The organism is Streptomyces sp. W1SF4 (assembly GCF_003950035.1).
Lineage (GTDB): Bacteria > Actinomycetota > Actinomycetes > Streptomycetales > Streptomycetaceae > Streptomyces > Streptomyces racemochromogenes.
Map to the genome: position 1 here is coordinate 2,305,588 of NZ_CP034350.1, position 24,418 is coordinate 2,330,005.

Genomic DNA, 24,418 nt, shown 5'->3' on the forward strand with positions numbered 1-24,418 from the left:
CGTCACTTCGTGATCGCCTTCGGCGACCCTTGACCGACCGGCCCGAACCGGAAAGCCGAAGACTGCCGGGAAACCCCCAAAGAAACGGGACGGACGATCCTGGAGGAGCGGGCGTCAGCGATGAGGCGAGGGGCCGGGGGCCGGCCCGCCCGACATACGGGCCCTCACATCCGCGATCCCGGACCGGGGCGCGACTACCCGCACGAGAGGCCGACCAGAGCCCCCTCCAGACCCCCCAGACGCGACAGATCGCTACGCGCTCCTCACGTCTCAGCGTCCGGCGACCGCCTTGGGCTGATACCCGCACCAGAGCCGAGGAGCGCCCTGTCGGCCAGTGCTACACGGCGAGGAACGTGCTCAGCTGCGCGGCGAGTTCGTCCGGGGCGTCCAGGGCGATGAGGTGGGCGGCGGTCGGGAATTCGACCAGGGTCGCGCCGGGGATCTCGGCGGCGTAGCGGCGGGCGATGTCCTGGAAGTCGGCGACATCGAGCTTGCCGACCCCCACCAGCGTGGGCACGGAGATGCCGGCGAGGTCAGACGTCCCCGGCCCCTGGCCGTGCTGGTCGCGGACGCCCATGTTCACCAGCGACGTCCGCATCGGCCCGCGGACCCGGTCGGCCAGACCGGCCGCGACGTCCGCCCACTCCCGGGCGGGACCCCGCAGCCACATGTCCAGGTTGACCTGCGTGGCGGCGTCCACGTCCCCCGCGGCCAGGGCGGCCGTCTCCGCGCCGTCGTACGCGTGCATCTGCGCGGACCAGTCGTAGCCGGGCCAGGGCGCGGCGAACAGCGCCAGCGAGTGCACCCGCTCCGGATGCGCGAGGGTGAAGTCCACGGCCACGCGGCCGCCCCAGGACGCGCCCACGAGCCGGACGCGCTCGTGGCCGAGGTGGTCCAGGAGGCGCCGCAGGTCGTCGACGTCGCTGTACGGGCCGGCCGGCGGGGCGGATTCGCCGAAGCCGCGCAGGTCGTGGCGGATGACGGTGTACCGCTCCGCGAGGCCGGGCACGACGGCGTCCCACATCTGGTGGTCGGCTACGCCGGCGTGCACGAGTACGACGGCCGGCCCGTCACCGGAAACGACGTACGCGAGATGTCCGAGATCATCGGCAAGTCTGATCATCCGGAGATGCTTGCACAGCCCACCCAACCGGCGGAAGCGCGGGAAGGCGAAACGATACAGCTGCGGGCATTGGAGTGAACGGCCGTTCCTGGCGGCGCCCGCGGACGGTTGGACCGGCCGACGCGCGGATCGACCGGCGCGTCCGTCCATTGATCCTTAGGGGAGTCATGCGTATTCGTTCCGCTGTCACCGCGTCCGTCCTGGCTGCCGGCATCCTCCTGGGCGGGGCCGGTGCCGCCCTGGCCAACGACGGGGTCGAGATCGACTACTTCGACGCCGGCCACAAGACCTACTCGTCGGACTGCTCGACGTTCGCCGCGGTCCCCCACAACCTCCCGGCGTTCGCCGGCCCGGTCTACCAGTCCTCCTGCCACAAGGACGGCGAGAAGGACTGGGCGAACGGCTCCCACCTGGGCGCCTGACCCGGAACGACCCCGCGGGGGCGGCCCGACGACAACGTCGGTCCGCCCCCGCGGCGTTCTAGCGCAACGTGAGCTGCTTCCCCCGCTCCCGCGGCGTCCAGCCATGACGCTCCAACGCCCGCCGGATGACACCCGCGACGAGCCCGGGCGCGATCACCGTCCCGTGCTCGACCCACGTCACCATCCGCTGCCCGTCCACCTGGTCGTGCACGACCACGATCCCCAGCCCCGGCTCGTCATCGGCCGCGACCACCCACCGGTACCTCTCGCCGTCCACGACGATCGTCCGCGTGCCCTTCTTGGCGATCCCCATGCGGCGCAGGCTCTCACAGCGTGGATACGGTCGAGCCGCCGGAGAACCTCGGCATCCCGGGCGGCCGCAACGAAGGTGTCCGCGCGCTGCGTGAGGCACACGCGGCGGACCTCGTCGTCGTCTTGGACGACGACGGCCTCCTCCCCCGCACGGACACCCTTCGACTGGTCAGCGACGCCTTCGCGGAGAACCCCCGGCTCGGCCCGTGAGCTTCCGGATCGCCGACGAGAACGGCCTGAGCCAGCGCAGGCACGTCCCCCGCCTGGGTGGGGCGGACCCTTACGGGCCGCAACCGCGTATGGCTGGCCAAGCGCCACCTGCCCGCCGTCCTCGTCCCCGTCTACCTCGCGACCTGGGCCGCCTACACCCTGGCGCAGCGACCCCCGCTCCCGGGCCTCGCCGCATGGTGGGCCGGCTTCTTCGAGGGCGTCCGCCGCCCCTGCCCACCCCGACGCCCCATCAGCTGGCGAACGGTGTGGCGGATGGCCCGCCTGGGCCGCCCACCCGTGATCTGACACTGCTCTGATCAACCTCTGGTGCGGGCACCAGCCTCGGACAGCCGCCGGACGCCGAGAAATGAGGAGCGCGTAGCGATCTGACGCGCCCCTGCGCATCCCGCCCTGCTCTGCTCGTCCTTTCGCGGCGGTATCAGCCACAGGCAGCCGCCGGACGCCGAGAAAAGAGGAGCGCGTAGCGATCTGACGCGCTCGGAGGCTCCGCAGGTCGCTCTGGTCAACCTCTCGTGCGGGTGGTCGCGCCCCGGCGCTGGGCCAAGGCTGGACGGGCCCGGATGCCCGGCGGGCCGGCGCCCGGCCGCTCGCCTCAGCACTGAGACGCCCGCCCCTCCAAGGATCGTCCGTCCCGTTTCTTTGGGGGTTTCCCGGCAGTCTTTCGGCTTTCCGGGGCGGGTCGGGCTGTCAAGGGTCGCCGAAGGCGATCACGAAGTGACGCGACGAAGGAGCGCCCTTGACAGGCCGGCCCGAACCGGAAGGACGATGGGACTGACGGGAAGCCCCCAACCTGCTCTGAGACCGCCCAGCGGGACACCGCTCGCCCGGCCCCGGACCCGCAGACAGGGAGGCGGGTGGGCAACCCCCGCCCCCACCCGCCCGAGCCGCAAGCGGCGTACGCCCCCCTACCCCCGCACCATCCCCGTCGACCCCCGTACCACCAGCTCCGGCTGGAAGACGTACTCCGTGCGCTGGACCGGGGTGCCGGCCACCGCTTCCAGGAGGGCGCCGACCGCCGCCGTGGCCATCGCGCGGACCGGCTGGCGGACCGTCGTCAGCGGGGGGTCCGTGAAGGCGATGAGCGGGGAGTCGTCGAAGCCGACCACCGAGACGTCCTCGGGGACGCGCAGCCCCCGCTCCCGGGCGGCGCGGATGACGCCGAGGGCCATCATGTCGCTGGCGCAGACCACGCCCGTGCAGCCCCGGTCCAGGAGGGCGCCGCCCGCCGCGTGGCCGCCCTCGACGGTGAACAGGGTGCGCTGGACCAGCCCTTCCTCCGCCGCCCCGGGCCGTACGGCCAGGAACCCCTGCTCCTTGCGCGCCGAGGGGACGTACCGGGTCGGCCCGATGGCGAGCCCGATGCGCCGGTGTCCGAGCTCCTCCAGGTGCCGTACGGCCATCTCCGCCGCCGCCCGGTCGTCCGGGGAGACGAAGGGGGCGCTGATGGCCTCGTTGAAGCCGTTGATCAGTACGAACGGCAGCCCGCGCGACGAGAGCCGCTGGTAGCGCGCCGGGTCGGCCGACGAGTCCGCGTGCAGCCCGGACAGGAAGACGATGCCGGTGACCCCCCGCTCCTCCAGCTGTTCGACCAGTTCGTCCTCGGTCGCGCCGCCCGGGGTCTGGGTGCACAGCACCGGCGTGTACCCCTGCCCGGCCAGGGCCTGCTCGATGACCTGCGCGAACGCGGGAAAGATGGGGTTGGTCAGTTCGGGGATCAGCAGCCCGACCAGACCGTTGCTGCGCCGCTTCAGCCGCACCGGCCGCTCGTAGCCGAGCAGGTCCATGGCGGCCAGCACCCGGTGCCGGGTGCCGGCCGCCACGCCCGCCTTGCCGTTGAGGACGCGGCTGACCGTCGCCTCGCTGACCTGGGCCTGCGAGGCGATGTCCGTCAGCCGCAGCGGGGAGCTCACCCCTGCCACCACACCGCCGTGTCACCGGGGAGGACGTCCGCCTCCGGCAGTTCGCCGCTCGCCAGCAGCACCGCACCCGTCATCCCGGGTATCCGCACCGCCTCGCCCGTCGTGTTGGCCGCGCACACGAAGCCGCCCCGGCGGAACATCAGGACCCCTTCGGGGGCGTCCAGCCACTCCACGGCGTCCCCGGCGCCCAGGTCGGCGTGCTCGCGCCGGATGCGCAGGGCGGTGCGGTACAGCTCCAGCGTGGACTCCGGGTCCCCGGTCTGCGCCTCGACGCTCAGCCCCGCCCATTCCTCCGGCTGCGGGAGCCAGCTGCCGCCGGTCCCGAATCCGTACGGGGCGGCGTCGCCGGACCACGGGAGCGGGACGCGGCAACCGTCGCGCAGCCCGTCCTGCCCGTTGGCCTTGAAGAAGGAGGGGTCCTGGCGCACCTCGTCCGGGAGGTCGGTGACCTCGGGCAGTCCGAGCTCCTCGCCCTGGTAGACGTACGCGGAGCCGGGCAGGGCCAGCATCAGCAGCGCGGCGGCGCGCGCCCGGTCCAGGCTGCCGAAGCGGGTCCGGTGGCGGACCACGTCGTGGTTGGACAGCACCCAGGTCGTCGGGGCGCCCACGGGCCGCATGGCGTCGAGTGACGCGTCGATGGTGGCGCGCAGGGCGGCCGCGTCCCAGCCGGTGGTCAGGTAGTGGAAGTTGAACGCCTGGTGCAGCTCGTCGTGGCGTACGTAGAGGGCGGTGCGTTCGACGTTGGGGGCCCAGGCCTCGGCGACGCCGATGCGGTCGCCGGCGTACTCGTCGAGGACGGTGCGCCACTTCCGGTAGATCTCGTGGACGCCGTCCTGGTCGAAGAAGGGCAGTACCTGGTTCCCCAGCAGCTTGAGCTGCTCGTCGCGCCCCAGGTCGGGCAGTCCGGCGGCCTTCACCAGCCCGTGCGCGACGTCGATCCGGAAGCCGTCCACCCCCAGGTCGAGCCAGAACCGCAGCACGGACCGGAACTCGTCCTGTACGGCGGGGTGTTCCCAGTTGAAGTCGGGCTGTTCCGGCGCGAAGAGGTGGAGGTACCACTCCCCGTCCTCGACGCGGGTCCAGGCGGGGCCGCCGAAGATGGACTCCCAGTCGTTCGGCGGCCGCTCGCCCGACTCGCCCTTCCCCGGGCGGAAGTGGAAGCGTTCGCGCAGCGGGGTCCCGGGGCCCTCCCGGAGTGCCTGCTTGAACCATTCGTGCTGGTCGGAGCAGTGGTTGGGGACGAGGTCGACGATGATCCGCAGGCCCAGGGCGTGCGCTTCGCGGATCACGGCGTCGGCGTCGTGGAGGGTGCCGAACATGGGGTCGATGGCCCGGTAGTCGGCGACGTCGTAGCCGGCGTCGGCCTGCGGGGAGGCGTAGAAGGGGCTGAGCCACACGGCGTCGACACCCAGGTCGCGCAGGTAGGGCAGCCGGCTGCGGATGCCTTCGAGGTCCCCCATGCCGTCCCCGTTGGAGTCGGCGAAGCTGCGCGGATAGACCTGGTAGATCACCGCGTCTCTCCACCAGCCGGGCTGGGTCCCGGTCGGGGTGGGGAGTGCGTCGGCGAGGTGCTGGGTCATGGTGTCCTTGAGAGATCGGGCCGGTGGAACGCGGGAACGGACGCCGGGTGGTCAGCCCTTGGTGGCGCCCGCCGTCATACCGGCGACGAGGTGACGCTGGGCGAAGAGGAAGAAGACGGCCGCCGGGATCGCGATGAGGACGGATGCCGCGCTCATGGCGCCCCAGTTGGAGGTGTACTGCGTGACGAAGGTCTGCAGGCCGCCCGCGAGGGTGAGGTTCTCCTCGCCGACCATGAAGGCGGAGGCGTACGCGACTTCGCCCCAGGCGGTGATGAAGGCGTAGAAGCCGGTCACGGCGAGGCCGGGCTTGGCGAGCGGCAGGATCAGGCGCCAGAAGGTGCCGAAGGGGTTGAGTCCGTCGACGCGGCCGGATTCGTCGATCTCGACCGGGATGGTGTCGAAGAAGCCCTTCATCATCCAGGCGCAGAACGGCACGGCGATGGTGAGGTACGTGATGATCAGCCCGAGCGGCTGGTTGAGCAGCCCGAGGTCTCCCATCAGGTTGTAGAGCGGGACGATGAGGATGGCCATTGGGAACATCTGCGTGATGAGCAGGGTCCACATCAGCGGCTTCATGCCCGGGAACTTGAAGCGGCTGACGGCGTATCCGGTGGTGGCGGCGATGAACACGCCGAGCACGGTGGTGACGCCGGCGACGAGCACGGAGTTCCAGAACCAGCTGAGGAAGTGGCTGTCCTCCAGCAGGTGGGAGTAGTTCGAGAGGGTGGGTTCCTTCACGAAGTCCGTGGTGATGGCGTACTTGGCCGGCTTGAGCGAGGTCAGCAGGATCCACAGCACGGGGAAGACGGCGATGACGGACGCGACGACGAGCGTGGCGTGCAGTGCGAAGGAGGCGAGCGGGGAGCGGCTGCCGCGCGGGCGCGCCGCCTGCGTCTCGTTGGTGGTCACGGTCACCACACCTCTCCCTGCTTGCGCAGCGAGCGCCGGTAGACCAGCGCGAAGATCATGAGCAGGCCGAGGATCAGCACGCCCCAGGTCGCGGAGCCGGCGAAGTCGCGCGGGCTGGCGATGAAGGCCTCGCGGAAGGCCTGGGTCACCAGGATCTCGGTGGAGTCGCCGGGGCCGCCCCGCGTCAGCAGGAAGATCACCGGGAACATGTTGAAGGTCCAGATGGTGGAGAGCAGGATCACCGTCATGCTCACGGCCCGCAGTCCGGGCAGGGTGATGTGCCGGAAGCGCTGCCAGGGGCCGGCGCCGTCCATCTCGGCGGCTTCGTACAGCTCGCCGGGGATGGACTGGAGGCCGCCGAGGAGGGCGACCATCATGAAGGGGATGCCGAGCCAGACGTTGACGGCGATGACGGAGAGCTTGGCCCAGGTGGGGTCGTCGAGCCACGGGATGGCGGAGATGCCGCCGCCGTCGAGGACCTTGTTGAGGATGCCGTTGTCGCGGTTGAAGAGGAACCGCCAGGCGAAGACGGAGACGAAGCCGGGCACGGCCCAGGGCAGGATGAGCGCCATCCGGTAGGCGGCGCGGCCCCGGAACTGCCGGTTGAGCATGGTGGCCAGGGTGAGGCCGAGGACGAAGGTGAGGGAGACGCAGGCGACGGTCCACACCACCGTCCACACCAGCCGCTGCCAGAAGACGGGGTCGCCGAGGACCTCCGTGTAGTTGTCGAGCCCGACGAACTCGTACGTGGCGTCGATGTGGCGCACGCCGATGGTGCGGGCGACGTTGCGCTCGTTGGCGTTCGTCAGCGACAGGTAGATGCCGCGGACGAGCGGCCAGCCCACGATCACGCCGAGGACGAGGACGACCGGGGCGGCCATGGTCCAGGCGTACCAGTGCGTGGCGAGGGCGCGGCGGAGGCCGCCGCGCGGGCTTCCGGCGTTCTTGGCAGTCGTGCGGCTGGGGCCGCGGGCGGCGAGGGTCGTCTCGCCGTCCGCGGCCTTCGCCACCGACCGGCTGGTGTCAGCAGCCATCGTCCGTACTACTTCCAGCCCTTGAGGATCTTGCGGAACTCGGTGCCGGCCGCCTTGGCCGCGTCCTCGGGGGTCGAGGCGCCGGTGACGGCCTTGGTGTACTCGACCTTCAGCGGCTCGAAGAGGGAGCCGTTCTCCGGGATCCAGGCGCGCTCGACGGCCTTGTCGACGGCCGGCTTGAAGAACTGGACCATCTCGCTGCTCTTGACGTCCGGCTGCTCGTAGGCGGCGGTGCGCGTGGGCAGCAGGCTCAGGTCCTTGGCGGACTGGACCTGGACCTCCTGGGAGGTCATGTACTCGACGAAGGCGTGTGCGGCGGCGGTGTTCTTGGAGCCGGCGTAGACGGCGAGGTCGTGGCCGCCCTGCGGGGCGCCGGCCTTGGCGGAGCCGGCCGGGACGGGGGCGACGCCGAGGTTGGACTTGTCCTTGAACTGGTCGCCCGCGTAGCTGTCCGCGACGGCCCAGGGGCCGTTGATCATCATCGCGACCTCCCCGGACTTGAAGGCGGTCTGCATGTTGGTCCAGCCGTCGGTGGCGTTGGTGACCGCCGCGCCGGAGGTGACCAGGTCGCGGGCGGCCTTGAAGCCCTTGACGCCGGCCGCGTTGTCGACGGTGACCGTCTTGGTCTTGGCGTCGACGAGGTCGCCGCCCTCGCCGTAGATGAAGGGCAGGAACCAGTAGGAGTCGTCGCCGCGCAGGTAGAGGCCGGTCTTGCCGGTCTTGGCCTTGATGGCGGTGGCGGCGGCCTTCAGCTCCTCAAGGGTCTTGGGGGGCTGGACGCCGGCGTCGGCGAGCATCTTCTTGTTGTAGAAGAGGCCGAGGGTGTCGATGACCTGCGGGACGGCGTAGGTCTTGCCCTCGAACCTGCCGCTGGCCGCGGCCTGCGGGAGGAACTCGGTGTCGATCTTCTTCGCGGTGTCGGCGGGGACCTCGTCGAGGTAGCCGAGCGAGGCGAAGTCGGCGACCCAGCCGACGTCGGCGCGGATCACGTCGGGGGCGTCGGCGCCGCTGCTGAAGGCGTTCTTGACCTTGTTCTGGGCGTCGCCGTAGGGCACGTTGACGTACTTGACGGTCACCTTCGGGTGCTTCGCGGTGAACGCCTCCGCGATCTTCTGGAAGCTCGCCTTCTCGGCGTCGTTCGAGGTGTCCCACCAGGTGACGGTGCCGGACAGCTCGCCGCCGGCCTTCTGCCCACCGTCGTCCTTGGTGTCACCGCCGCAAGCCGTCGCCGCGAGCGCCAGGGTCGCGACCAGCGCGGTGGCCGCTATGCCACGCCGCATATGAACTCCTTCGATGATCCCGGCCGCGCCCTCGCGGTCCCGAGTTGCCAGGAACGTAACAAGCCTGAAAGCCGACCGAAAGACCTTGCGGCAATTTTCTGCAAGCGGAGGCGATCGTTACATCCGTGTGTCCCTACGGTTGCCGCAGCTTGCTGTTAGTTCGAGTCCCCTTCGACTGCACGGGCCCGCAACCACGGGGTGTGTACGCGCGTTGACTGCGGTATGAACCACGAGTTGACGGCCGTGCCGCTTGCAAGAGCTTCCAGCAACGCTTCCAACGGCGCCTGCGGCGACCCGGCCGTGAGCGGTGCCTGGTGGCGCGATGCCGTCATCTACCAGGTGTACGTCCGCTCCTTCGCGGACAGCGACGGCGACGGCGTGGGCGACCTTCGCGGGGTGCGCGAGCGGCTGCCGCACCTGGCCCGGCTCGGGGTGGACGCCGTGTGGCTGACCCCCTTCTACGTGTCCCCGCAGGCGGACGGCGGCTACGACGTCGCCGACTACCGGGCCGTCGACCCCCTCTTCGGGGACCTCTCCGACGCCGACGACCTGGTCCGGGCCGCGCACGCGCTCGGCCTGCGGGTGATCGTGGACGTGGTGCCGAACCACACCTCGCAGGCCCACCCCTGGTTCCGGGACGCCCTCGCCGGCGTGCCCGGCGCCCGCGAGCGGTACCTGTTCCGCCCGGGGCGGGGCGCCGACGGGGAGCTGCCGCCCAACGACTGGGAGTCCGTCTTCGGCGGCCCGGCCTGGACCCGGGTGCCGGACGGCGACTGGTACCTGCACCTCTTCGCCCCCGAGCAGCCCGACCTGGACTGGGAGCACCCGGAGGTCGCCGCGGAGTTCGAGTCGGTGCTGCGCTTCTGGCTCGACCTCGGCGTCGACGGCTTCCGGGTGGACGTGGCCCACGGCATGGTCAAGGCCCCGGGCCTGCCCGACATCGGCCGGGGCGCGCAGGCCACCCTGATCGGCACCGAGCCGCTCCCCTTCTTCGACCAGGACGGGGTGCACGCCATCCACCGCTCCTGGCGGCGGCTGCTCGACTCGTACGGGGACGGGCGGATCGGGGTCGCCGAGGCGTGGGCGCCGTCCTCGGAGCGGCTGGCGCTGTACGTGCGGCCCGACGAGCTGCACCAGGCCTTCAACTTCCGGTTCCTGAACTGCCCCTGGGACCCGGCGGCGATGCGGACGGTGATCGACGAATCCCTGGCCGCGACCGCATCGGTGGGCGCCCCGACGACCTGGGTGCTGTCCAACCACGACGTCGTGCGGCACGTCACCCGCTACGGGGGCGGGGCACGGGGCCTGGCGCGGGCGCGGGCGGCGGCGCTGCTGATGCTGGCGCTGCCCGGGTCGGCGTACGTCTACCAGGGCGAGGAGCTCGGCCTGCCCGAGGTCACCGACCTCCCGGACGCGGCCCGCCAGGACCCGGCGTTCCGCCGCTCCCCCGCGGGGGGCCGCGGGGGGACCGGCGGGGGCGGGGCGGAGGCCGGGGCCGGGGAGGCCGAGGGGCAGGACGGGTTGCGGGACGGGTGCCGGGTGCCGCTGCCCTGGTCCGGCGAGGAGGCCCCGTACGGCTTCGGACCCGGCGGCAGCTGGCTGCCGCAGCCCGCCGGCTGGGCGGGGCTGAGCGTCGCCGCGCAGACGGGCGACCCGCACTCGACGCTGGAGCTGTACCGCGCCGCCCTGGAGCTGCGCCGGGCCATGCCGGGGCTGGGCGCGCCGGAGTCGGGGCAGGGCGGCTGCCGCGAGGAGTGGCCCGGGGCGGGGGCGGGACCGGCGGTGTTCGCGCGGGGGATGCGCTGGCGGCCCGCGCCCGACGGGGTCCTCCTCTTCACCCGCCCCGGCTTCGCCTGCACCCTGAACACCAGGTCCACCGCCGTGGAGCTGCCCTCTCCGGGCCGGCCGGTGCTCTCCAGCGCACCGGTGGAGACCGACGGCCGCACCGTCCGTCTTCCCCCCGATTCCTGCACGTGGTGGGCGATGTGAGCCGGCTACCGGTACAGTCCAGTGCCGTGACCGCACGGCTAGCCGACATCGCAGCCCAGGCGGGGGTCAGCGAAGCCACAGTCAGCCGGGTGCTCAACGGCAAGCCCGGTGTGGCCGCCGGCACCCGTGAGTCCGTGCTGGCCGCGCTCGACGTGCTCGGCTACGAGCGGCCCGTGCGGCTGCGGCAGCGCAGCGCCGGGCTCGTCGGGCTGATAACCCCCGAGCTGGACAACCCCATCTTCCCGGCGCTCGCGCAGGTCATCGGGCAGGCGCTGACGCGGCAGGGGTACACGCCGGTGCTGGCGACGCAGACGCCCGGCGGGTCCACCGAGGACGAGCTGACCGAGATGCTGGTGGACCGGGGGGTTTCCGGGATCATCTTCGTCTCGGGGCTGCACGCCGACACCACCGCCGACATGGGCCGCTACGACCAGCTGCGGGCGCAGGGCGTCCCGTACGTCCTCATCAACGGTTTCTCCGACAAGGTGCGGGCCCCCTTCGTCTCCCCCGACGACCGGGCCGCGATGCAGCTGGCCGTGACCCACCTGACGGCGCTGGGGCACACCCGGATCGGCCTGGCGGTCGGCCCGAAGCGGTTCGTGCCGGTGCTCCGCAAGATCGAGGGCTTCCGGGCCGCGATGCGGGACCGGCTCGGGCTCGGCGAGGCCGAGGTGGAGGAGCTGGTCCAGCACTCCCTGTACACCCTGGAGGGCGGCCAGGCCGCGGCGGCCGCGCTCGTGGGGCGGGGCTGCACGGCGGTGGTGTGCGCGAGCGACATGATGGCGCTCGGTGCGATCCGGGCCGCCCGGCAGCAGGGGCTGCGGGTGCCGCAGGACGTGTCGGTGGTCGGCTTCGACGACTCCCCGCTCATAGCGTTCACCGATCCGCCGCTGACCACCATCCGGCAGCCGGTGCAGGCGATGGGGCAGGCGGCGGTACGGACCCTGCTGGAGGAGATCGGCGGTACGCCGGCCCCGCACAGCGAGTTCGTGTTCCTGCCCGAGCTGGTGGTCCGGGGCTCGACGGCCTCGGGGCCGGCGCAGCGGCGCACCGTTTAGAGCCCCTTGGCACTGCCTGGCACCTACCCCGGTACCCCCTAGGGGTTGCGGGGTAGTCCCCCGGGGTGAGAAGAGGCGGAGAAGACCGTCCCGAGGGATGATCGGAGGCGGTAACGCATCTGGCAGACTCTCTGCCCATGGGTGAAGCGAGCGTGAAGACACTGGAAACCCGGACGGACGTCTCGTCACCCACCGTGACGGAGCACGGGACCCGTCCGGAGCCGGACGCTGCGCTGCTGACCCGGTTGCGGGCTCCGCGGCGGCCGCGGATCTGGTTCGAGGTCCTGCTGATCGCCGTCAGCTACTGGACGTACTCGCTGATCCGGAACGCCGTGCCCGAGCAGAAGGCGGCCGCGCTCGCGAACGCCGACTGGATCTGGTCCGTGGAGCGCGGGCTCGGCATCGCCGTGGAGCAGTCCGTCAACCACGCCGTGAACTCGGTGACGTGGCTGGTCGTCGGGATGAACTACTACTACGCGACGCTGCACTTCATCGTGACGATCGGCGTGCTGGTGTGGATCTACCGCTTCCATCCCGGGCGTTACGCCGCCACCCGCCTCGTCCTCTTCGCCACCACGGGCGTCGCCCTGGTCGGCTACTACTTCTACCCGCTCGCGCCGCCCCGGCTGATGAACGGGGGGCACTTCGTCGACACCGTGCTGGTGCACCACACCTGGGGTTCCATGGCCTCGGGCAACCTCAAGCACATGTCGAACCAGTACGCGGCGATGCCCTCCATGCACATAGGGTGGTCCCTCTGGTGCGGGCTGACGATCTTCGCGGTGGCCTCGGCGCCGTGGGCGCGGCTCCTTGGGCTGCTGTACCCGGCGGCGACCCTGGTCGTGATCGTGGCCACCGCCAACCACTTCTGGCTCGACGCCGTCGGCGGCGTGCTCTGCCTGGCCTTCGGGTACACCGTGTCCCGCGCCTGGTACGGCTCGCTGCCGCACCGGCTGCCGCGCCGGCCGGTGAGCACCGGCCCGCACCCGGCGTCGGATCTGCTGAACCGCTTCCGCAGGGCCTGAAGCCCGTCGCGGCGGGGCCGGCGGCGGGCGTGCGTTCACCTCCACCCATTGCAATGGAACGACCGCCAGACCTTGCGTTCACTTCAGATCCACTGCAACGATTAACCCCGCTTGACCATTGCATACACCCGCCTCCCCCAAAGATCTGATTGCCGTCTCACTGAACGCCGCATAGCTTTCCCCTGTCGTGAACGAACCCGACGGACAGCAGGAAGCGAGGCATTCCCATGCGCATCGTGGTGGGCGAATTCATCAGCCTGGACGGCGTCGTCCAGGCACCGGGCGGCCCGGAGGAGGACACCGACGGGGGCTTCGCCCACGGCGGTTGGACGCACCCTTTCTTCGACCCGGAGGTCATGGGCGGCGCGCTGGCCGAGTGGGCCGCCGCCACGGACGCCCTGCTGTTCGGGCGCCGCACCTGGCAGACCATGGCGGCGGCGTGGCCGGAGCGGGCGGGCGACCCCTTCGCCGACCACATGAACGGCGTCGCCAAGTACGTCGTGTCGGGCACGCTCGGCAAGTCGGACCTGACGTGGAACAACACCACGCTCATCCCGGCCGGCGAGGCCCTCGCGCAGGTCCACAAGCTCCGCGAGGCCGAGGGTCGCGACCTGGTGGTCATGGGCAGCGCCTCGCTGGCGCGGACCCTGCTGAGCGAGGACCTGGTCGACGAACTCCGGCTGATGATCATGCCGGTGGTCCTGGGCGGCGGCAAGCGGCTCTTCCCGGACGACGGCGTGCTGCGCACGTTCGACCTGGCCGCGACGGTCACCACCGCCACCGGCGTCCACGTCTCCACCTACCGCCGCCCGACGGCCTGACCCGAGCCGCCCGCCTGTACGGCCGCGGCCCGCATCGTGGAGCTAGGCCCCGTAGAAGAGTTCGTCCACGACCGCTCGGGCGCGGCGGGTGGTGCGGCGGTAGTCGTCCAGCATTTCGCCGACCTTGCCCTCCGGGTAGCCCAGGTAGCGGCCGACGGCGGCCAGTTCGCGGGCGTCCGAGGGGAAGGTGTCGCCGGCGCGGCCGCGGACCAGCATGACGGCGTTGCGGACGCGGGTGGCGAGGACCCAGGCCTCGTCGAGGATCTGCGCCTCCTCCGTCGGGAGCAGCCCGGCGGCGTGGGCGGCGGCCAGGGCCTGGCGGGTGCGGGTGGTGCGCAGGCCCGGCTCGGCCCAGGCGTGCTGCATCTGGAGCAGCTGGACGGTCCATTCGACGTCGCTGAGCCCGCCGCGGCCGAGTTTGGCGTGCAGGGTGGGGTCGGCGCCGCGCGGCAGGCGTTCGGACTCCATGCGGGCCTTGAGGCGGCGGATCTCGCGGACCGCGTCCTCGCCGAGGCCTTCGGCGGGGTAGCGCAGCGGGTCGATCAGTTCGATGAAGCGGTTGCCGAGGTCGATGTCGCCGGCGACGGGCTCGGCGCGCAGCAGGGCCTGGCTCTCCCAGGTCAGCGACCAGCGCCGGTAGTAGGCGGCGTACGAGGAGAGGGTGCGTACGAGGGGTCCTGAGCGGCCCTCGGGGCGCAGGTCGGCGTCGATGAGGAGCGGCGGGTCGGCGGTGGGGAGCTGGAGGAGCCTGCGCATTTCGGCGATGACCGTCTGGGCGGCCTTGGCCGCTTCCTGTTCGTCGACGCCTTCGCGGGGTTCGTGGACGAAGAGGACGTCGGCGTCGGAGCCGTAGCCCAGCTCGTGTCCGCCGAAGCGGCCGACGCCGATGACGGCGAAGCGGGTGGGGAGGGTCTCGCCCCACTGGTCGCGCACGGCGGCGCGCAGGGCGCCGGCGATGGTGGCGGCGGTGAGGTCGGAGACGGCGTCGCCGACCCGGTCGACGAGGGCGCCGCAGTCCTTCTCGGCGGGGCTGTCCTCGGTGCCGTAGGAGGCGATGATGTCGGCGGCGGCGGTGCGGAACAGCTCGCGGCGGCGGACGCCGCGGGCGGCGGCGACGGCCGCTTCGCCGCTCTCGGCACGGCCGACGGCGGAGAGCACCTCCTGTTCGAGGGCCTCGTGCGTACGGGGCTGGAGGCCTTCGGGGTCGCCGAGCAGGGCGACGGCCTCGGGGGCGCGCATCAGCAGGTCGGGGGCGAGGCGTCCGGCGGAGAGCACGCGGGCGAGGTTCTCCGCGGCGGCGCCCTCGTCGCGCAGCAGGCGCAGGTACCAGGGGGTCTTGCCGAGGGCGTCGGAGACCTTGCGGAAGCCGAGGAGTCCGGCGTCCGGGTCGGCGGAGTCCGCGAACCAGCCGAGGAGGACCGGCAGCAGGGTGCGCTGGATGGCGGCCTTGCGGCTGACGCCGGAGGAGAGGGCCTCCAGGTGGCGCAGGGCGGAGGCGGGGTCGGCGTAGCCGAGGGCTTCGAGCCGCTGGCCGGCGGCGCGCGGGGAGAGCCGGGTCTCACCGGGGGCGAGCTGGGCGACGGCGTCGAGCAGCGGCCGGTAGAAGAGCTTCTCGTGCAGGCGGCGCACGACGGAGGCGTGCCTGCGCCAGGCCTTGCCCAGCTCGGCGACGGGTTCGGTGCGCAGGCCCAGGGAGCGGCCGAGGCGGCGCAGGTCGGCCTCGTCCTCGGGGACGAGGTGGGTGCGGCGCAGCCGGTAGAGCTGGATGCGGTGCTCCATGGCGCGCAGGAAGCGGTACGCGTCGTGCAGCTGGGCGGCGTCGGCGCGGCCGACGTAGCCGCCGGCGGCGAGGGCGTGCAGGGCGTCGAGGGTGGTGCCGGAGTGCAGGGTGGCGTCGCTGCGGCCGTGGACGAGCTGGAGCAGCTGGACGGCGAACTCGACGTCGCGCAGGCCGCCGGGGCCGAGCTTGAGTTCCCGGTCGACCTGGGCGGCGGGGATGTTGTCGACGACGCGGCGGCGCATCTTCTGGACGTCGGCGACGAAGTTCTCGCGTTCGGCGGCCTGCCAGACGAGGGGGGTTATGGCGGCGACGTACTGGGCGCCGAGGTCGGGGTCGCCGGCGACGGCGCGGGCCTTGAGCAGGGCCTGGAACTCCCAGGTCTTGGCCCAGCGCTGGTAGTAGGCGAGGTGGGAGGAGAGGGTGCGCACGAGGGGGCCGTTGCGGCCCTCGGGGCGGAGGTTGGCGTCGACGGGCCAGATGCTGCCCTCGACGGTGGTCTCGGAGCAGATCCGCATGAGGTGGGAGGCGAGGCGGGTGGCGGACTGGAGCGCCTTGTGTTCCTCGGCGCCGGGGACGGCCTCGCCGACGAAGATCACGTCGACGTCGGAGACGTAGTTGAGCTCGTTGCCCCCGCACTTGCCCATGGCGATGACGGCGAGGCGGCACCGGGCGGCGTCCTCGGGGGCGGCGGCGGTCGCCATGCGCAGGGCCGCGCGGAGGGTGGCGGTGGCGAGGTCGGCGAGTTCGGCGGCGGTCTGGGAGAGGTCGATGGTGCCGCAGACGTCGCGGGCGGCGATGGAGAGCAGGCAGCGGCGGTAGGCGACGCGCAGGGCGACGGGGTCGTGGGCGTCGGCGAGGCCCTGTTCGAACTCGGCGAGGCCGGGGTGCAGGTCGGCGGCCTCGTAGGTGACGAGTGCCTGCCAGTCGCGGGGGTGGCGGGCGAGGTGGTCGGCGAGGGCCTCGGAGGCGCCGAGCACGCCGAGGAGGCGGTCGCGCAGGGGCTTGGCGCTGACGAGGGTGTCGAGGAGCCGGGGCAGGTCCTCGGGGGTCTGGGCCTCGGCGAGGCGCACCAGCCCGTGCAGGGCGAGGTCGGGGTCGGCGGTGGCGCCGAGGGCGTCGAGGAGGACCGGGTCGGCGCGTACGGAGGCCAGCGCGTCGGCGTCGAGGAGCCGGGCGGCGTGCGTGGGGTCGGTGAACCCGCTGCGCAACAGCCTGATGAAGGTGCTGCTCCTGCGTCCCGGGACTGTCATCCCGTCGCCTCCCGAGGTGCGTCGCTGGCGTCTGGCCCAGGGCGAGCCTAGCCGGAGCAGGCGTTCGACTCACCGGGTGCCGTGGCCGATATCATGAGGCGGATTATCGGATTATCTGCTTACTTGTTAGATCTATGTCCGAGGGGCCCGGTCCCCGCCCGACCGGCCGCGAGGAGCCCCCATGTCCGACGGACCCGCCGGCTCCGCCGCGACCCCGGCCGAGCCCCTCGCGGGGAGCCAGGAGAAGGACGCCCCCGCCCCGGCCGCGGCCCCGCAGACTGCGCCCCGCGTACCGGCGCCCCGGGCCGCGGGCGCGGAGGCGCATGCCCGCGTGCCCGCCCCGCGGGACGCCGGGACGGGCGCGGCCGGGTCGGCGGCGGAAGCCGACCCCGGCGCCCCCGCCGCCGCGGGCCGCGCGGCGGAAGCCGGGCGGGACGCGGACCGGGGTCCCGGGAGCCGCGGCGCAGCCACCCCGCACCCGGTCGCCCGGAAGATCGTCAAGGCCGTCGGCCTCGTCGCCGCCACCGCCGCCGGCGGCATGCTCGTCATCCGGGGCAACGAGGCCCTGGCCGCCTACGACGCGCCGACCGCCGCCGATTCCAGGGCCACCACCGCCACCGCCGTGGACGCCCCCGACCCCGGCCGGGTGCTGCAGATCGTCGCCCACCCCGACGACGACCTGTACTTCATGAACCCGGACCTGCGGTACTCCATAGCCGCCGGCCACCCCGTCACCTCCGTCTACCTCACCTCCGGCGAAGCCGACGGCATCAACGCGGGCGCCGCCAAGCTGGCCTCCACCCGGCCCGACAAGCCCGCCTACGCCGAGGCCCGCCAGAACGGCATCCGCGCCGCCTACGCCAAGATGGCCACCGGCGACCGCAGCAGCGCCTGGAAGCGCACCGTCATCCCGACCAAGGGCGGCGGCCAGGCCGAGGTGGACGTCCTCGTCGCCAAGCCCGAGATCAACCTCGTCTGGCTCCAGCTCCGCGAGGCCGGCAACGTCTACGCGGACGTCCCCGACAGCCTCCACGGCCTGTGGGACGGCCGCGTCCCGCACCTGGAGTCGGTGCTCGCCTCCGGCTCCCCGGTCCGGCACGGGTTCACGTACACCAGGGAGCAGGTCGTCCGGACCATCGAGGGCATCCTGGAGCGCTACCGGCCCACCACCATCCGCGCCCAGGACCCGACCCCCGGCCGGTTCCAGGACACCAAGCGCTACACCGACCACCAGGACCACTTCTACGGCGCCCGGTTCGCGCAGGCGGCCACCGCCGCCTACGCGCAGGAGGTCAAGGACCGCCCGCACTTCGCCGTGCAGAACTACATCGGCTACTTCAACGGCTCGCTCCCCAGCGCCCTCGACCCCGGCGAAGCCAAGGAGAAGCTGGACATCCTGGACACCTACGCCTGGCTCGACAAGGAGAACCACTGCGGCAGCGAGGCCGGCTGCGGTGACCTCAAGGTCGCCGACCACCCCTCGGGCAACCGCTGGACGCAGTCCATCAACTACGCCCGCGGCACCAGCACCTCCTGGCTCGCCTCCGACGCCGAGCACGGCCTGTGGGCCTTCAAGGTGCTCGACGGCCAGGTCGCCGTCTGGCACCGCACCGGCCTGATCGGCAGCTGGACCGGCCCCGACCTGCTCCCCGGAACCGGGATGGACCAGGGCATATCCACCGTCACCCTCCAGGACGGCCGGATCGCGGCCTTCGGCACCCGCACCTCCTTCGGCGACAAGCCCGCCGACTACCTCCGCGAGGTCGTGTACGCGGTCCAGCAGGCCCCCGGCTCCGCCGAGTTCGGCCCCTGGCAGTCGCTCGGCACCCCGGAGGGCGCCGACGACGCCTGGACCTCCGACATCAGCGCGCCCGCCGTCTCGGTCGACGGCACCGGGGCGCTCGCCGTGTACGTCCGCGACGGCGCGTCCACCCTGCGCGGCCGCGTCCAGCGCCCCGACGGGGAGTGGGGCCCCTGGGACTCCCTCGGCGGCTCCGACCTGCACGGCACCCCGGCCACCGCCACCGACGGCGCCGGGCGGCGGATGGTCTTCGCCGCCACCACGAAGACGGTGACGGCCTGGGCGCAGCCGGAGCCCGGCGCCCCGTTGGGCCCGGCCACCCCCACCGGACTGCCGGACACCACGCTCCCGCTGACGGCGCAGGGGCGCGAGGGCGGCGTGCGGCTGCTGTTCCGCAAGCCGGGGTCGGGCAACGTGCGCTCCGCGCTGGTGACGGCCGACGGCGGGCTCAGGGCGGACGCCCTCACCGACCTGGGCGGGCTCCAGGGCTACGGGCCGGTGACGGCGAGCGGGCACGTGCTGGCGGGCCGCTCGGCGGGCGGGCAGCTGGGGTCGGACGTCGGCCCGGGCGGGGCGTGGCAGCGCTCGCCGCTGATGTTCGTGGGGGCCCCGTCCAGCACGATGACGGGGAAGAACCTGGTCAGCCTGGCCGTCGTCGGCCTGGACGCGCGGCTGTACGTCACCTCCTCGACGGACGACTCGAACGCGTACCTCGCGCCGTGGCAGCCGGTGGGCCCACGCAACACGGCCCCGTCACCGGCGCATCCGCCGGCCCCGTAGCCGGCCCGGGCGTCGGCCCGGCCTCGGTCCGGCCTCGGTCCGGCCTCCGGTCCAGCCGCCGCCCCCGTAGCCGGCACCAACCCCGTCCACGATCCGGGCGGTTCGGCAGGGCACGGACGCCGGCAGGGCACAATCACATCCGGTCGTTTTCGGAAAAGTGCGCGTCATCGGCGAAATCGGTGAACCAACTCCCCCGATTTGGCCTCTCACTGACTGCACAGCGGTTCTTCCTGCCCGAAGCGACCTCAAGAGGCCGTGACCATGCCCCTTTCCCGCCGCCGCTTCCTCCTCGCGGCCGTGCTGCCCATGCTGACCGTGGGCGCCTCCGGTGTCCTGTCCCTCACGTACGGCCAGCAGACCTCGGCCGAGACCGCCGACGGGAAGGGCCCGGCCGCCGCCCTGCCCGCCAGCACCACCTCCGGCACGGTCGTCCAGATCGTCGCGCACCCCGACGACGACCTGTTCTTCATGAACCCCGACCTCAGCCGCTCCCTGCTGGCCGGAATGCCCGTCACCACCGCCTACCTCACCTCCGGCGAGGCCGACGGCCGCAACGAGGCCCGCGGCGGCGAGGCCAAGGACCCGGAACAGCCCGCCGACCGCGCCCAGTACGCGGAGGCCCGGCAGAACGGCATACGGTCCGCCTACGCGGAGATGGCCACCGGCGACCGCACCGGCGCGTGGAAGCGCACGGTCATACCCACGGCCGGCGGCGGACAGGCCGAGCTCGACGTCCTCGTCGCCCGCCCGCAGGTCAACCTGGTCTGGTTCCAGCTGCGCGAGGCCCGCAACCCGGCCGCGGAGAACCCCGACAGCCTGCGCGGGCTGTGGAACGGGCGGATACCGGCGCTGGAGGCGCAGCTCACCACCGGCACCCCGGTCAAGCAGCAGTTCTCGTACACCAAGGACCAGGTGGTCCGCTCGATAGCCGGGATCCTGGAGCGGTACCGGCCGACGACGATACGGATGCAGGACCCGACGCCGGGCCGGTACGCGGAGACCGGGAAGTACACCGACCACCAGGACCACATGTACGGCGCACGCTTCGCGCAGGCCGCCGCCGCCCTGTACGCCGAGCAGGTCCCGGACCGGCCGCGGTTCTCGGTCCAGAACTACCTCGGCTACCACAACGGCAGCCTCCCCCACGCGCTCGACCCGCAGACCGCCGAGACGAAGACCGGCTTCCTGAAGACGTACGCCTGGCAGGACCGGTCCGACTACTGCGGCGGCTCCCCCTCCGGCTGCGGCGACCGCAAGGTGGCGGGCAGCCCCACCGGCCGCAACTGGGCCCAGTCGCTGCGCTACGCCCGCGCCGACACCTCCTCCTGGCTCACCGAGGGCACCCCCGGCCGGCTCTGGGCCTTCGCCGTGCTGGACGGGCGGATGGCCGTCTGGAACCGCGACCGGGCCGGGGCCTGGACCGGGCCCGCCCTGCTCCCCGGCACCGGCATCGACCCCGGCGCCACCGCCGTCCGGCTCCCCGACGGCCGCGTCACGGTCCTCGCCACCCGCACCACCCTCGGGCCCGGGCCGGCCGACTACCGGCGCGAGGTGGTGTACGCGGCCCAGGCCGCGCCCGACGGCCCGTTCGGGGCGTGGCAGTCACTCGGCACCCCCGAGCCGGGGGACGAGCCGGGCACCTCGGCCGTCAGCGCCCCCGCCGCGGCCGTCGACGCCGGGGGCCGGCTCACCGTCTACCTCCGCGACACCCGCCGCACCCTGCGCGCCCGCGAGCAACAGCCGTCGGGGGCCTTCACGGACTGGCAGCAGCTGGGCGGCGAAGACCTCCAGAGCGACCCGATAGCCGTCGTCGACTCCGCCGGCCGGCGCCACGTGTACGCCACCACCACCAAGTCCGCCCTGGCCTGGACGCAGCCCACCCCCGGCGCCCCGCTGGCCGGGCCGTTCCCGACGGGGCTCCCGGCCACCACGGTCCCCCTCTCGGCGGCCCCGGACGGCGCGGGCGTCCGGCTCTACTTCCGCCGGCCCGACTCCGGGGTGGTGCGCAGCGCGCTCGTCACCGCGGGCCCGGGCGCCCCGCAGGTCTCCAGCGTCTCGGAGTCCGGCGGCCGGGCCGGCTACGGCGCGGTCGGCGTCGCGGGCCGCTCGGTGACGGGCCGCGCGGACTCCGGCACCGTCGCGGCGACCACCCTGGGCGGGCCGCCCGCCTGGACGGAGTCCCGGATGCTGTACGCGGGTGCCCCCTCGGCCGTCCTCGACCCGTCCGGCACCACGACGACGGCGGTCCTGGGCCTGGACGCCCGGCTCCACACCACCACCGGCCGCCCCGCCGCCCCCGCCCCGACCTGGCACCCGGCGGTCATCCCGCCGCCCGCCTGACCCGCCGATATCCTGGGAGGAGCATCGGGGGCTTTCCCGTTCCGGAGGTCAGCACGATGATCCGGCACCGCAACCTCACGCTCCTCGCCGTCCCGCTCCTCCTCTCCCCGGCCGCCGCCCTCGCGTCCCCGGCGGCCGCGGCCCCGCTGCCGGCCGCCTCGTGCGAGCTGGTCGCCACCGGAGAGGGTGGGAGCGGCCCGTACACCCTGGTCCTGGAGGGGTTCGAGCCGAACCAGTCCGTCACGATCAAGGGCCCGCAGGGCAGCCAGCGCACCCGGGTCGGCGCCGAGGGCACCCTCGACCGGCAGGGCGCCCGCTACGGCCAGTACACCGTCACCGCCAAGGGCAAACGCACCGGCTGCCTGACCCCGCCCCGGCAGCAGCCCGACGGGGGCAAGCAGGGGAAGGTACAGGTCACGAAGGTCGAGGTGTTCACCCTCACCAAGCCGGGCACGGTCGTCGACTGCACCAAGCCGAGCAGGGCCGAGTTCGACGGCAAGATCACCGGATCGGGCAACGGCAAGGTGCCCTACTACTGGACCTACGCCTCCAGCAGCGAGCCCTACGCCTCGGGCACGGCCACCTTCGGCCCGGGCGTCGAAAGCGTCTCGCTCCTGAAGGTCGTCCCCCTCTCGCCGACGGTGAACGGCGTCTCACCGAGCGTCTTCGTCACCCTGCACGTGGGGAACATGTCGGCCCGCAGCGACCAGGTCACCCTCACCTGCGCCAAGCCCTGAAACACCTCCGGGCCCCGGGTTGACGCCCGGGGCCCGGAGGAACAGGAAACGGTGCGGCCGCCGCCCTAGAGCACCGGGAGGTTCTTGCGGAGTTCGAAGGCGGTGACCTCCGAGCGGTACTCCTCCCACTCCTGCTTCTTGTTGCGCAGGAAGAAGTCGAAGACGTGCTCGCCGAGGGTCTCGGCGACCAGTTCGCTGCGTTCCATCAAAGAGATGGCCTCGCCCAGGTTCTGCGGGAGGGGTTCGATGCCCATCGCGCGGCGTTCGGCGTCGGAGAGGGCCCAGACGTCGTCGTCGGCGCCCGCCGGGAGTTCGTAGCCCTCCTCGATGCCCTTGAGGCCCGCCGCCAGGAGGACGGCGTACGTGAGGTACGGGTTGGCGCCCGAGTCGATCGAGCGGACCTCCACCCGGGAGGAACCGGTCTTGCCCGGCTTGTACATCGGGACGCGGATCAGGGCCGAGCGGTTGTTGTGGCCCCAGCAGATGTACGAGGGGGCCTCGCCGCCGGAGCCGGCGGTGCGGGAGGAGCCGCCCCAGATGCGCTTGTAGGAGTTGACCCACTGGTTGGTGACCGCGGCCGTCTCCGCGGCGTGGCGCAGGAGGCCCGCGATGAAGGAGCGGCCGACCTTCGAGAGCTGGTACTCGGCGCCCGACTCGTAGAAGGCGTTGCGGTCGCCCTCGAAGAGGGACAGGTGGGTGTGCATGCCGGAGCCCGGGTACTCGGAGAAGGGCTTCGGCATGAAGGTGGCCTGGACGCCCTGTTCGAGGGCGACCTGCTTCATGACCAGGCGGAACGTCATGATGTTGTCGGCCGTCGAGAGGGCGTCGGCGTAGCGGAGGTCGATCTCCTGCTGGCCCGGGGCGCCCTCGTGGTGGCTGAACTCCACGGAGATGCCCATGGATTCGAGCATGGTGATCGCCTGGCGGCGGAAGTCCATGCCCACGTTCTGCGGAGTGTGGTCGAAGTAGCCGGAGTTGTCGGCGGGGACGGGGCGGGTGCCGTCGAGGGGCTTGTCCTTCAGCAGGAAGAACTCGATCTCCGGGTGGGTGTAGAAGGTGAAGCCCAGGTCGGAGGTCTTGGCCAGGATGCGCTTGAGGACGTAGCGCGGGTCCGCGAAGGACGGGGAGCCGTCCGGCATCAGGATGTCGCAGAACATCCGGGCCGTCCCGGGTGCCTCGGCGCGCCACGGCAGTATCTGGAAGGTCCCCGGGTCCGGCTTGGCGATCATGTCGGACTCGTAGACCCGGGCGAAGCCCTCGATCGCGGAGCCGTCGAAGCCGATGCCCTCGTCGAAGGCCTGCTCCAGCTCGGCGGGGGCGACCGCGACGGACTTCAGGAAGCCCAGCACATCGGTGAACCACAGGCGCACGAAGCGGATGTCGCGCTCCTCGAGCGTCCGGAGGACGAATTCCTGCTGCTTGTCCATGCCTTCATCCTCGCAGTTCAGACGATCTGTGCACCACCACCCCAAAGGGACGGGGGGCGCAGCCGGGCCCGTCCAGTATCGCCAGTGGTGGTTTCCGCCACATTACGCACCCCCGAAGGCCGATGGCACCCCCGCTCTGACCCAGGGCCCGTCATGAGCATTACCATCAGCGCCCATGGGGGGCTGGGAGCACACGCGGAGCGGACGCCACGGGCGCCCCTTCCGGCGTGCCGTCCTCGTGCTGCTGGTCGCGGCCGGGGTGGCGGCCGGCATGGCCTTCCTGTGCGTGCGGCCGGCGGCGGAACCCGGACGGGTGCACGCCGGACACGGAGCGCACGCCACCTGCGTGTCCCCGTACGACCCTCCGGGCTGCTCCCCCCTCTCCCATGTGACCCCCGCCGTGCTGCCCGCCCCGCCGCCCGCCGCGGCCCTGCCCGGGAGCGGCCCGGCACCCGCCGCCCGCCCGGGCGCGGCCCAGGGGCCGGTGCGGCCGCCCGGCACCCTCGCGCGCGCCCCCGGCCTGCACGTCCTGCAAGTGCTGCGGACCTGAGCGCTCCGGCGCACCGCACGGCATCACGGCACCATCCCCACACCCCCCTC

18 protein-coding genes and 1 pseudogene are annotated in these 24,418 nt (G+C 72.7%); 10 read left to right on the forward strand and 9 right to left on the reverse strand.

Going from position 1 to position 24,418, the window contains the following annotated elements; all coding sequences use genetic code 11:
* Positions 1 to 337: 337 nt before the first annotated feature.
* Positions 338 to 1,123 (reverse strand): alpha/beta fold hydrolase, encoded by a 786-nt coding sequence (locus tag D1J60_RS10765; protein ID WP_125820947.1) that lies wholly within the window; start codon positions 1,121 to 1,123, stop codon positions 338 to 340.
* A gap of 167 nt (positions 1,124 to 1,290) precedes the next feature.
* Here D1J60_RS10765 and D1J60_RS10770 point away from each other — a divergent pair, with 167 nt between their 5' ends.
* Positions 1,291 to 1,545, forward strand: coding sequence for a hypothetical protein (locus D1J60_RS10770; RefSeq protein ID WP_241253209.1), 255 nt, complete (start codon positions 1,291 to 1,293; stop codon positions 1,543 to 1,545).
* A 58-nt stretch (positions 1,546 to 1,603) separates the two neighbouring features.
* Here D1J60_RS10770 and D1J60_RS10775 read toward each other — a convergent pair whose 3' ends face one another.
* Positions 1,604 to 1,858, reverse strand: coding sequence for a hypothetical protein (locus D1J60_RS10775; RefSeq protein ID WP_125820948.1), 255 nt, complete (start codon positions 1,856 to 1,858; stop codon positions 1,604 to 1,606).
* A 20-nt stretch (positions 1,859 to 1,878) separates the two neighbouring features.
* Between D1J60_RS10775 and D1J60_RS10780 the strand changes: the two are divergent.
* Positions 1,879 to 2,373: pseudogene (locus tag D1J60_RS10780) on the forward strand (glycosyltransferase family 2 protein); the annotation flags it as partial.
* Positions 2,374 to 2,993: 620 nt separating this feature from the next.
* Here D1J60_RS10780 and D1J60_RS10785 read toward each other — a convergent pair.
* The 5 genes from D1J60_RS10785 to D1J60_RS10805 are packed head-to-tail and all read right to left on the reverse strand — an operon-like array spanning position 2,994 to position 8,810.
* Positions 2,994 to 4,007 carry a LacI family DNA-binding transcriptional regulator gene (locus D1J60_RS10785; RefSeq protein WP_241253210.1) on the reverse strand — a complete coding sequence of 338 codons (1,014 nt, stop codon included), beginning with the start codon at positions 4,005 to 4,007 and terminating at the stop codon, positions 2,994 to 2,996.
* Positions 3,995 to 5,587 carry a glycoside hydrolase family 13 protein gene (locus tag D1J60_RS10790; protein WP_125820949.1) on the reverse strand — a complete coding sequence of 531 codons (1,593 nt, stop codon included), beginning with the start codon at positions 5,585 to 5,587 and terminating at the stop codon, positions 3,995 to 3,997. Before D1J60_RS10790 ends, D1J60_RS10785 begins: the two co-directional genes overlap by 13 nt.
* 51 nt (positions 5,588 to 5,638) lie before the next feature.
* On the reverse strand, positions 5,639 to 6,502 hold the full coding sequence (locus D1J60_RS10795; RefSeq protein WP_125604048.1) for a carbohydrate ABC transporter permease: 864 nt from the start codon (positions 6,500 to 6,502) through the stop codon (positions 5,639 to 5,641).
* A complete protein-coding gene (locus D1J60_RS10800) occupies positions 6,499 to 7,530 on the reverse strand; it encodes a sugar ABC transporter permease (RefSeq protein ID WP_125820950.1) in 1,032 nt (343 codons plus the stop codon). Before D1J60_RS10800 ends, D1J60_RS10795 begins: the two co-directional genes overlap by 4 nt.
* Positions 7,531 to 7,538: 8 nt before the next feature.
* Entirely contained in the window at positions 7,539 to 8,810 is a 1,272-nt protein-coding gene (locus D1J60_RS10805) for an extracellular solute-binding protein (RefSeq protein WP_125820951.1), read from the reverse strand.
* A 222-nt stretch (positions 8,811 to 9,032) separates the two neighbouring features.
* Between D1J60_RS10805 and D1J60_RS10810 the strand changes: the two genes are divergently transcribed.
* The 4 genes from D1J60_RS10810 (at position 9,033) to D1J60_RS10825 (ending at position 13,703) form a co-directional block, all read left to right on the forward strand.
* Complete coding sequence (locus D1J60_RS10810) at positions 9,033 to 10,799, forward strand: glycoside hydrolase family 13 protein (protein WP_241253211.1); 1,767 nt, start codon at positions 9,033 to 9,035, stop codon at positions 10,797 to 10,799.
* Positions 10,800 to 10,825: 26 nt separating this feature from the next.
* Complete coding sequence (locus D1J60_RS10815) at positions 10,826 to 11,857, forward strand: LacI family DNA-binding transcriptional regulator (protein WP_125820952.1); 1,032 nt, start codon at positions 10,826 to 10,828, stop codon at positions 11,855 to 11,857.
* A 137-nt stretch (positions 11,858 to 11,994) separates the two neighbouring features.
* The gene (locus tag D1J60_RS10820; protein ID WP_125820953.1) at positions 11,995 to 12,882 is read left to right on the forward strand and encodes a phosphatase PAP2 family protein; all 888 of its coding nucleotides are present in this window, start codon (positions 11,995 to 11,997) and stop codon (positions 12,880 to 12,882) included.
* A 227-nt stretch (positions 12,883 to 13,109) separates the two neighbouring features.
* On the forward strand, positions 13,110 to 13,703 hold the full coding sequence (locus D1J60_RS10825) for a dihydrofolate reductase family protein (RefSeq protein WP_125820954.1): 594 nt from the start codon (positions 13,110 to 13,112) through the stop codon (positions 13,701 to 13,703).
* A 42-nt stretch (positions 13,704 to 13,745) separates the two neighbouring features.
* Here the strand turns inward: D1J60_RS10825 and D1J60_RS10830 are convergent, their stop codons facing one another.
* Positions 13,746 to 16,733 (reverse strand): bifunctional [glutamine synthetase] adenylyltransferase/[glutamine synthetase]-adenylyl-L-tyrosine phosphorylase, encoded by a 2,988-nt coding sequence (locus D1J60_RS10830; protein ID WP_125820955.1) that lies wholly within the window; start codon positions 16,731 to 16,733, stop codon positions 13,746 to 13,748.
* 181 nt (positions 16,734 to 16,914) lie between these two features.
* Here D1J60_RS10830 and D1J60_RS10835 point away from each other — a divergent pair, with 181 nt between their 5' ends.
* The 3 genes from D1J60_RS10835 (at position 16,915) to D1J60_RS10845 (ending at position 22,391) form a co-directional block, all read left to right on the forward strand.
* The gene (locus tag D1J60_RS10835; protein WP_241253212.1) at positions 16,915 to 19,314 is read left to right on the forward strand and encodes a PIG-L family deacetylase; all 2,400 of its coding nucleotides are present in this window, start codon (positions 16,915 to 16,917) and stop codon (positions 19,312 to 19,314) included.
* Positions 19,315 to 19,575: 261 nt separating this feature from the next.
* Positions 19,576 to 21,654, forward strand: a complete 2,079-nt coding sequence (locus tag D1J60_RS10840) for a PIG-L family deacetylase (protein ID WP_164720881.1) — start codon at positions 19,576 to 19,578, stop codon at positions 21,652 to 21,654.
* Between the two features lie 56 nt (positions 21,655 to 21,710).
* Entirely contained in the window at positions 21,711 to 22,391 is a 681-nt protein-coding gene (locus D1J60_RS10845) for a hypothetical protein (protein ID WP_125820957.1), read from the forward strand.
* A 65-nt stretch (positions 22,392 to 22,456) separates the two neighbouring features.
* Here the strand turns inward: D1J60_RS10845 and D1J60_RS10850 are convergent, their stop codons facing one another.
* Positions 22,457 to 23,818 carry a glutamine synthetase family protein gene (locus D1J60_RS10850; protein ID WP_007263785.1) on the reverse strand — a complete coding sequence of 454 codons (1,362 nt, stop codon included), beginning with the start codon at positions 23,816 to 23,818 and terminating at the stop codon, positions 22,457 to 22,459.
* A gap of 175 nt (positions 23,819 to 23,993) precedes the next feature.
* On the opposite strand from D1J60_RS10850, the gene D1J60_RS10855 reads away from it, so the two are divergent.
* On the forward strand, positions 23,994 to 24,368 hold the full coding sequence (locus tag D1J60_RS10855) for a hypothetical protein (RefSeq protein ID WP_125820958.1): 375 nt from the start codon (positions 23,994 to 23,996) through the stop codon (positions 24,366 to 24,368).
* Positions 24,369 to 24,418 lie beyond the last annotated feature (50 nt).